Annotated in this window: 1 protein-coding gene; it reads right to left on the bottom strand. The window is 68.5% G+C overall.

The annotated features are described in order from the left end of the window. Positions 1-24 precede the first annotated feature (24 nt). On the bottom strand, positions 25-1,572 hold the full coding sequence (gene ffh, locus ABZ371_RS32355; protein ID WP_358686456.1) for a signal recognition particle protein: 1,548 nt from the start codon (positions 1,570-1,572) through the stop codon (positions 25-27). Positions 1,573-1,747 lie beyond the last annotated feature (175 nt).

Raw genomic sequence — 1,747 nt, 5'->3', positions numbered from 1 at the left:
GTGTCCCGGACCGGTCGGCCCCGGTCAGCCCATGAACTTCTTGAACTCGTCCGGCAGCTCGAAGTTCTTGTCCTCCGGGGCGGGAAGACCGAGCGCGCCCCCCTGCGCCGCCTGCTCGCGGCGGGCCGCGGCGGCCTGCTCCTCCGCCTTGCGCTTCATGGGGTTGCCGCTCTTGCGCTTGCCCTTGGCCTGCTTGACCTGCTTCTTCTGGCGGCCGGGACCACCGCCCATGCCGGGCATCCCAGGCATTCCCGGCATTCCGCCGCCCTGGGCCATCTTCGACATCATCTTGCGGGCCTCGAAGAACCGCTCGACGAGGTTCTTCACGGCGGAGACGTCGACGCCGGAGCCCTTGGCGATGCGCGCCCGGCGTGAGCCGTTGATGATGGTCGGCTCGGCGCGTTCCTTCGGGGTCATCGACTTGATGATGGCGGCGGTGCGGTCCACGTCGCGCTCGTCGATGTTGTTGATCTGGTCCTTGATCTGGCCCATGCCGGGCAGCATGCCGAGCAGCTTGGAGATGGAGCCCATCTTCCTGACCTGCTCCATCTGCGCCAGGAAGTCGTCGAGCGTGAAGTCCTTCCCCTTGCTCGACGCCAGCTTGGAGGCCATCTTGGCGGCCTCTTCCTGGCTGAACGTCTTCTCCGCCTGCTCGATCAGGGTGAGCAGGTCACCCATGTCGAGGATGCGGGAGGCCATGCGGTCGGGGTGGAAGGCGTCGAAGTCCTCGAGCTTCTCACCGTTCGACGCGAACATGATCTGCTTGCCCGTGACGTGGGCGATCGAGAGGGCGGCGCCACCGCGGGCGTCACCGTCGAGCTTGGAGAGCACCACGCCGTCGAAGCCGACACCGTCGCGGAATGCCTCGGCGGTGTTGACCGCGTCCTGGCCGATCATGGCGTCGACGACGAACAGGATCTCGTCGGGGCTGACCGCGTCGCGGATGTCCGCGGCCTGCCGCATCAGCTCCTCGTCGATACCGAGACGGCCGGCGGTGTCGACGATCACGATGTCGTGGACCTTGGCCTTGGCGTACTCGATGGAGTCCTTGGCGACCGCGACGGGGTCGCCGACGCCGTTGCCCGGCTCCGGCGCGTACACCGCGACACCCGCGCGGTCGGCCACGACGCTCAGCTGGTTGACGGCGTTGGGACGCTGGAGGTCGCAGGCGACGAGCAGCGGGGAGTGGCCCTGGCTCTTGAGCCAGAGACCGAGCTTTCCGGCGAGGGTGGTCTTACCGGCACCCTGCAGACCCGCGAGCATGATCACGGTGGGCGGGTTCTTGGCGAACCTCAGCCGCCGGGTCTCGCCGCCGAGGATGCCGACGAGCTCCTCGTTGACGATCTTGATCATCTGCTGCGCCGGGTTCAGCGCCTGGGAGACCTCGGCGCCCCTGGCCCGTTCCTTGACCTTGGCGATGAAGGAGCGGACCACGGGCAGGGCGACGTCGGCCTCGAGCAGGGCGATACGGATCTCGCGAGCCGTGGCGTCGATGTCCGCCTCGGACAAGCGGCCCTTGCCCCTGAGGTTCTTGAAAGTCGCGGCAAGGCGGTCGGAGAGAGTATCGAACACGGCGCTCGTCGGTCCTCAGGGTCGGGGGTGAACGGATTGAGTACCCCAGGGTATCCGGCTCCCGGGAAACGGCGGTCTCCGCCCGGACGAAACACCCCGGCGCGGGCCGGGCGCCGGGGATTCCGGCGCGCGCGGGCTGCACTCCGCTGCCGTGCCGGCGGCCTGCCGCTCCGAC

Origin of the sequence: Streptomyces sp. NPDC005899 (assembly GCF_040629645.1) — a bacterium.
GTDB lineage: Bacteria > Actinomycetota > Actinomycetes > Streptomycetales > Streptomycetaceae > Streptomyces.
This window is presented reverse-complemented; position numbering and strand designations above follow the sequence as displayed.